7 protein-coding genes are annotated in these 7,631 nt (G+C 36.4%); all 7 read right to left on the reverse strand.

Annotated features, from left to right (window positions below):
- Window positions 1–240: 240 nt before the first annotated feature.
- Complete coding sequence (locus tag RQ973_RS07425) at window positions 241–960, reverse strand: class I SAM-dependent methyltransferase (RefSeq protein WP_311523438.1); 720 nt, start codon at window positions 958–960, stop codon at window positions 241–243.
- Window positions 950–1,732, reverse strand: a complete 783-nt coding sequence (locus RQ973_RS07430) for an alpha/beta hydrolase (protein ID WP_311523439.1) — start codon at window positions 1,730–1,732, stop codon at window positions 950–952. Before RQ973_RS07430 ends, RQ973_RS07425 begins: the two co-directional genes overlap by 11 nt.
- Before the next feature lie 89 nt (window positions 1,733–1,821).
- Window positions 1,822–2,751: a DUF6892 domain-containing protein gene (locus RQ973_RS07435; protein ID WP_311523440.1), complete on the reverse strand. Its 930-nt coding sequence runs from the start codon at window positions 2,749–2,751 to the stop codon at window positions 1,822–1,824.
- Between the two features lie 53 nt (window positions 2,752–2,804).
- Window positions 2,805–3,191 (reverse strand): hypothetical protein, encoded by a 387-nt coding sequence (locus tag RQ973_RS07440; protein WP_311523441.1) that lies wholly within the window; start codon window positions 3,189–3,191, stop codon window positions 2,805–2,807.
- Window positions 3,192–3,605: 414 nt separating this feature from the next.
- Window positions 3,606–4,799 carry an MFS transporter gene (locus RQ973_RS07445; protein ID WP_311523442.1) on the reverse strand — a complete coding sequence of 398 codons (1,194 nt, stop codon included), beginning with the start codon at window positions 4,797–4,799 and terminating at the stop codon, window positions 3,606–3,608.
- Window positions 4,800–4,874: 75 nt separating this feature from the next.
- Window positions 4,875–5,738 (reverse strand): XRE/MutR family transcriptional regulator, encoded by an 864-nt coding sequence (locus tag RQ973_RS07450; RefSeq protein WP_311523443.1) that lies wholly within the window; start codon window positions 5,736–5,738, stop codon window positions 4,875–4,877.
- Window position 5,739: 1 nt separating this feature from the next.
- Window positions 5,740–7,631 (reverse strand): ABC-F family ATP-binding cassette domain-containing protein (locus tag RQ973_RS07455; protein WP_311523445.1); only part of this gene is annotated, 1,892 nt, incomplete at its 5' end.

Consider the following 7,631-nt stretch of genomic DNA (forward strand, 5'->3'; position numbering starts at 1 on the left):
TATCAATATATCTTTTTTTGATACACTTTATTATATAATGAAATTTCTAAAAATAAAAATTGAAGGTACTGAACTAAAATAGATACAATCATGAACTGTCTAAGAATTATTCTTTCAAAATTGGAAAAATAGATTTGTGGAAAAAATTCTATCCAGTTACAAACTGAAGAAATCATCTCATTTACTTTTTTTCATATACATCAGTTTTTAATTTACTTTTTAAAAAAAACTATACTTCTATTATTTTTTTAGCCACAAATGTTGTAAAAAACTAATATCTTTATAGGGTTTTAAATCACATACTGCAAGTTCAATCTTTGTCATTTCTTCTAACCAGTTTTCTTTGCTCTTAAATTCATTTGGTTGTAGACTGTAAAATGTTCGGATCCCTAAATAGTTTTCTAATTTAAAACCAGACAAAGCTAATAATTCCTCTATCGTATAAGTAGAACCACTTGCAAAAGATAGGCTCTCAAAATTTCCACCATTGAGTAAGCTAAAAGCTTGGTTGATGTCATTAGCAAAAACAACACTTTGTAGAACTTTTCCAACTTGATTATGCTTGATAATTGAAATCAAGCCATCATCTTTTAAAATTCTTTTGAACTCCAGAAGATAGTCTTTTCGGTCATTAGGATCTATATATTCTAAAACATTATGGCAAAGGACAAGATCAAAGGATTTATCCGTAAAACGAGCGAGTTGGTCAATACTTCCCCACAATTTTTCATAGGATGTGGAAGAGTTGGCATAGAGCATTTCCTCATTAGGTTCAACAGAAGTAACTTGATTCTTGCGAGAGAGAAATTCACTGACCAAACCAAATCCAGATCCAAAATCAAGAATTTTCTTACCTTCCAGGTGAGCAAGTTGGGCAAAGGTTATTTCATATTGTATCTTTCCCCAAGGTTGTTTTAACATATTTCTATAATGTTCAAGATCAGATTTTTTACTTGTCATGTCTTACCTCATTGGAACTGATATTTTTATTTACAATCATTTCTTCTAATAATTTACAGTAAACTGCCGGATTTTCAGTGATCTTGCGACAGTGGTCATATCCTTGCCAAATGTGAAATGTGGCATGAGGATACTTTTTTGGAAGAACTTTTTTAGCAGCTATCAAGTCGAATTCTCTCGAACCATAAAAGAAAACACAACTCTTTTGTTCCTCTGGCGAAAGGTTAGGCAAAGCTACGAAGGCACAATCATGGGAAATATGTTTGATGCTTTCTTCATCCATAGCAATGAAAGAATCCGCCATCATTTCTCCTTTTTCTCCATAAAGTCCAACCATCTTACGAACAGCAAGATCTCTATTTCGCAGAGCTTTTCTATGCTTTATTAACAATAAATACCTAGTAAAGACATCAAGCAAGGGCGCATTTGTCCATAAACTAACCCCTTCAAAAACAAGTTTCCCAAACCTGATGTCCTTGTAATTCAACAGTTGCAGTAATACAACTCCACCCAAGGATGCACCAAAGGCTAAACACAAGTCTTTTATATGATGATCCTTTAGATAATCATAAATCATCTGGCTTTCCTTAAGAGCCGATTCGTAGATGAGCGAAGCTGATTGCCCATGTGCAGACAAATCCGGAATGATATATCTAAACTCTTGCCCCATCTGGTCTGCAATCAGGGATTTCATCCCTTGAGCCGATGATAACATCGGGTGGATTAACAATATCGTATCTTTCTGATTAGAATTAAGATCAAGAATGTTCATTATCTATCACCAGATTTCTTTCCATTTTAGCCCTTATCCTTAAAGAACTTATACCATCCATTTATGATTTATTCAGATAAATGCAACAATTATAATAACTTCACTTGAACCCCTTGCTTGTCGAACGTTTCTTTGACATGTTCAAAATTACTGCTTATGATAGTCGCTTGCTTCAGATTTGGAAACTGTTGCAGTTCTTTAAGACTAACTTCATTTAGATCGAAACCATCATCTTCACCGTCCCACTGAGGAATCAAATTCAGATAAATTTCATTTCCGCCATCCATGTAGATTTCTTGGACTTGTTCGGCATATTTCTTAGGTATAGGAAGATCTATCATATAATCAAGGGCTGGCTGAATAATCTCCATACTTTCTGTGTCGATATCCTCTTCACTAAATTCATCCGCAAAATCATAGATGTCAAAGTAGGGTTTCAGTACTCGTAAATCGTACATCAAAACTTGGATAATAGTTAGTTTAAAATTTATATTGTCAAAGTGTAGCAGTTCTTCGTCAGTTTCTTTTAACTTGTAGCTTTCCCGTTCATGTTTGACCTCTGGGAAGTAAGAAATTGATAGTGTATCTGTAATGGTCTCTGGAATTCCATTAAAATTAGTTCCGTAAGGAGTCCATAAAATCAAGTTAAAATCCCCTACTCTCTGTCTATCAGAAATAAAATAAGGGCTTTTTCCATTACAAGTTATCAGGGTCTTACAAGGATTGAGAGGTAGTTCTCCCTTGTCCCACATGGGTTTGACCTTCTCTCCAAAATATAAACAAAGCTCAGTAATTAAATGCTCCTCATCAATATAGACCTCACAACTCTTTAAGTGTTGTTTAACTTCAAAGGAATGCTCAAATACGAAACCAAGTTCATCATAAATATATTTGATAACCTGCCCTTCTTTTTTGAATAATCGGTCAGGTTTTCCAAAAACAGTTTCTATATCCTTTAATGATAAAGGGAAATGCAAGCTTGTTTCTAGAACATCGATAGAATTTCCGTGTAAATTCATAGAAAGGACCTTCGTTTTTTTCTTAAAAAAATCAAACATATTACTACCTTTTCTTAAGTTTCTTCAAGATACATTTTGACTGCTAGGTATTCCTGCTCTTTAGCATAGGCAAATACTTCTGAATTTCTAATGTAGTCAAAAATATTTTCCTCTAAATCTTCATCCCAGGTTGATTCACTAAAGATTTGATTGTCTTGACTAGCTTCATAGAAAATATCAAGGTGAACTTGATAAAACTCTTCATCTTCATTTGGAGATTGCCTTACCAACGATAGTTGAAACAAGGGATTATCAGATATACTTGTAAATGTCCCTGTTTCAAACAAAATCATCTCATCATCAATAGGCTCACGACACAAGTCTTCAAATATTGCTACCATATCCTCTAAGGGCATCTTATCGGTGATTCTTTCTCTTAAAAATTCAAGTGATTGCTTCATGCTTCTCCTCTTTCTAATTGGAGCTTCGTTCTTAGAATAATCCTATTAAAAAACTGAATCCCTACACCTTTTATTATACTACATAAACAGAAAAAAAAGACTGAAGCAGATGGCATTCACGGATCTATACTATTGTAATCGGTCAATTCCCTAAAATGATTACCTAGTCCATTTTATTGTATACAGACGAGGTGTTATTTGAGCATGCCCTTTTATAACTCAATTAGTATTAAAAATAAGATAGAAACTTCAGGATGGCTACTGTCTTGTAGCATTTTTTTACCTTGATAAGTTTAACAAATCGTAGAAAATAGTTAAAAAGTCTTTAAAATTAAAAAAACGCATAATATCAAAATTTCAAAAGAGAGTTGATACGATACGTTTTATAATGAGAAGATTTACTTAATTTTATCTTCAATTTTGATTTTGCTCACTCGAATCCTTCTTCTGTCTTTGAATATAGACTATCGATACCAACGAAAGTAAAATAACTCCAAGTCCGATGATTAAAAAGGAAACTAATTGTACACTTGGTAGAAAGGTCATTAACCCTTTCGCAATAGGCATAAAGAGAATTGCTAGTGTAAAAATGGTACTCAATACCCTCCCCAGATAGTCTCCGTCAACCTTGGTTTGTACCTGAGTGAAAAAGTGAATATTAAAAATCGTCATAAAGAGTTCACAAACTAGGTTTCCTGAAAAAGTGAGAAAATTAGGTAGTGGCAATCCCATCATGAAAACTCCTACTCCTGTGAGGATCAATAAGAACAAAAGTGTATTCATACTGGATTTAAATTTATTTGCAATCAATGCTCCGATGATTGAGCCAATCGCACCCATAGTTAAGATAGTCGCATAGGCTCCCTCTACACCATAGAGTTTATTTGAGAAAGGGAGCAAAAACTCAAAAGCTGCAAAAAAGAAATTCACACTGGAAGCCACTAACAAGAGAAAGAAAATCTCTTTTTGATGCCAGATATAGTGCAAGCCATCTTTGATGTCCGCAAAAATATCTTTCCCTGTAAAACTCTTCTGCTCTTGAACCTTTGGTTCTTCTTTGGGAAGTAAAGCCACTAGGGCAAAAGCGATGAAAAAGGTCAAAGTATCTAGTAAGAGCGTCAGATGAAGACTTGCAAATTGTAAAACAAGGAAAGAAAGCACCGGAGAACTGACTCCTACAACCTGTAAAACTAACTCCAAGCGAGAGTTATAGGTCACTATCTCGTCCTTTGCTACCACCTCTGTGATAATAGCTTTATTGGCAGGCCGAGAAAAAGCAAAGGCAATGGCCTGGACAATATTAGCAAAGATCAAAGCTCCAATCATCCAGTTATCATTTCTGATAAAAGAAATGGCCAGACAGAGAATCCCACAAACCAAGTCTGTTGTCATCAAAATCTTGCGACGCGAAAAACGGTCTGAAATCACACCTCCAAATGGATTAGCTAGTATAGCTGTCACCAACTCTGAAATTTGATAAATCCCTAATACCGTCTTTCCTATATTTCCCATTGAGGCCAACCAAACACTATTCCCATAATCATAGAGCATATTTCCTAGTTTGTTAATAGCTCCACGACTAATCAACTGTACTGCGTATCGATTCATAAAAACTCCTCTCAAATTTTGAAACTATTGTATCAAAACTTGAAGGAGTTTCTCATTTTTCCCGTATTTGGGAAATTAATTTTTTACAAATTTATCGTAATGTTCCTGATAGTAAGCTACCTGCTCCGGAAGACCTAGCACATCAAAAATATGCATGGCCTCCTGCATTTGTTTACAACCTTCTTCTTTTTGACCCTTCTGATAAAGAGCAAATCCTTTAAGAAAGTGGAAAACATTACGCTCATAGAGTTTGATGCTCTTACCTATGATCTTCTCTATATAAGCTTCAAAGTAGCTGGCATTTTCAAAAGCAAGATGTTCTAAACAATGCTGGTAACAGTTAAGAGCTAAAATCAAGACCAGTTTTCGATGGCGACCAATTTCTTTATAGAAATCTTCCCTCTCCATCACTTCTCTACCAAGGCGAGCAACATAGTCCACATCATAAAAGCTGTAGAGATTGCCAAACAGAATCAACTCATACATGGTCCATTCGTCTGTTTGAAAAAGATAATCCGCCACCTTATCCAGATCTGCTTGCTTCATAGTGAAGCTAGCAGATCTTTGACAAATCAGACCTTGTAACAAAATCCAGTTCAGTTCAAAATAGAGGGGATTTGTTGAACTCTTTGCTTTTTCAAGTTGTTCTTCTTGAAGTTTTTGAAAACCTGCAATATCATTTGAGTAGTAAAGCGGAATAATCTGAGCCATCAGGCCGACATGCTCATGATGTTGAAAATTTCTAGTCTTATCCATAAAATTCTCAATCGTCACGTGAATATTATCCAAAATTTCAAAGAAACGAGATGCAGCCAGATCCGACTCCCCCAATTCAAAGCGGGATAATTGGGAGGTCGAACAGGCCTCTCCTGCAGCTTCTTTAAGAGAGTAATTTTTACTGATTCGAAATTCACGAAAAACTTTTCCAAGATTTTCCATCTTACACCTGCTCCGATAATTCTTCCCACTCCAGCATAGCTTCTTCCTGACGATGGCTAATTTTATCCAGTTCTGATTGTAATTGCATGAGTTCATCTGCATCATTGGTGGTATGCATTTGTTCAGAGATAGCTTGGGCTTGCGTTTCCAGTTCTTCGATTTCTGTCTCTAGGTTTTCGATTTGTCTCATCAATTTACGAAGTTCTTTTTGACTTTCCTTTTGAGCTTGGTAGTCATTAACTGGAGAAGCTTCTTTTTCTTGGTTAACAGTTGCCGCTTCTTCTACTTGGCTAGCTGCTAGCTCTGCTTTTTTATCAACATAATAGTCATAATCACCTAGATAAAGGGTTGATCCATTCTCAGATAATTCTAGCACATGAGTGGCTACTCGGTTGATAAAGTAACGGTCATGGCTGACAAATAGAAGAGTACCATCAAAGTCAATCAGGGCATTTTCCAAGACTTCCTTGCTATCGATATCTAAGTGGTTGGTCGGCTCGTCGAGGATCAAGAAGTTATTGTTTTCCATGGAAAGTTTAGCTAGGAGCAATCGAGCTTTCTCTCCACCTGACAGCATGCCAACTGATTTTTTAACATCATCACCTGAGAATAGGAATGCCCCCAAACGATTACGGATTTCTACTTCTGGCGTCAATTTAAAATCATTCCAGAGTTCGTCTAAGACTGTATTGCTCGGTGTCAGTTTGCTCTGAGTCTGGTCATAGTAACCAACCTCAACATTAGCACCAAAGCGCTTTTCACCCTTAATAAAGGGAATCTGGTCCACAATGGATTTTATAAAGGTTGATTTTCCAATACCGTTAGGACCAACTATAGCAATGGCATTCATCTTACGAAGATCAAGGTTGATTGGCTCTGATAAGATTTCACCATCATAGCCAATAGCAGCATTTTCAACTGTCAAAACGACATTACCAGATACTCTATTAGAATGGAAGGTCATATTAGCTGATTTCTTACCAGCTTCAGGCTTGTCCAAGCGCTCCATTTTCTCCAGTTGCTTGCGTCGAGATTGAGCACGTTTGGTTGTCGATGCTCGAACAAGATTTCGATTGACAAAGTCTTCTAAGGCAGCAATTTCCTTCTGTTGTTTTTCATAGTTCTTAGCTTCAGTAGCGAGCTTCTGCTCCTTCTGCTCCACAAAGCTCGAGTAGTTTCCTACATATCTGTCCAAAGAATGTTTGGTTAAGTCTAATGTAATTGTTGCTACCTTATCCAAAAAATACCGGTCGTGACTGACGATAATGAGGGCACCGCTATAGTTTACAAGGTAGTTTTCTAACCAGGCAATGGTTTCAATATCTAGGTGGTTAGTCGGCTCATCCAAAACCAAGAGATTAGGCTTTTCAAGGAGCATTTTGGCAAGGGCTAAACGAGTATTTTGACCACCAGATAACTCTGCAATTTTCATCTGCCACATAGACTCGTCAAACTTGAAACCATTTAAGATAGCACGGATATCAGCTTCGTATGTAAATCCTCCAGCCTGACGAAAATTTTCTGATAGGCGATCATAGTCTGACATGAGTTTATCAAGTTCTGCTCCAGTCTTTTCCCCCATCTCCAACTCCATCTGGCGAAGTTGTCTTTCAGTACGACGCAAGTCATCAAATACATGTAGCATTTCATCGTAAATGGTGTTCTCAGACTCAAAACGGCTATCCTGTGCTAGATATGAGAGGGAAATATCTTTTTTCTTATTGATTTCACCAGTGGTTGGCTCCTCTTCTCCAACCAATATCTTGAGCAAAGTAGACTTCCCAGCACCATTTTTTCCAACGAGGGCAATACGGTCTCTTTCATCTACTTGTAGGTTTATATTATCAAAAAGAACCTCTCCTGCAAAAGAACGTTCAATTTTATTAGCTTGTA

Origin of the sequence: uncultured Streptococcus sp. (genome assembly GCF_963511325.1) — a bacterium.
GTDB lineage: Bacteria > Bacillota > Bacilli > Lactobacillales > Streptococcaceae > Streptococcus.

Coding starts and splice junctions, on each gene's coding strand:
- RQ973_RS07440 (WP_311523441.1), bottom strand. CDS start 3,191: ATGAAGCAATCACTTGAATTTTTAAGAGAAAGAATCACCGATAAGATG.
- RQ973_RS07450 (WP_311523443.1), bottom strand. CDS start 5,738: ATGGAAAATCTTGGAAAAGTTTTTCGTGAATTTCGAATCAGTAAAAAT.
- RQ973_RS07430 (WP_311523439.1), bottom strand. CDS start 1,732: ATGAACATTCTTGATCTTAATTCTAATCAGAAAGATACGATATTGTTA.
- RQ973_RS07445 (WP_311523442.1), bottom strand. CDS start 4,799: ATGAATCGATACGCAGTACAGTTGATTAGTCGTGGAGCTATTAACAAA.
- RQ973_RS07435 (WP_311523440.1), bottom strand. CDS start 2,751: ATGAATTTACACGGAAATTCTATCGATGTTCTAGAAACAAGCTTGCAT.
- RQ973_RS07425 (WP_311523438.1), bottom strand. CDS start 960: ATGACAAGTAAAAAATCTGATCTTGAACATTATAGAAATATGTTAAAA.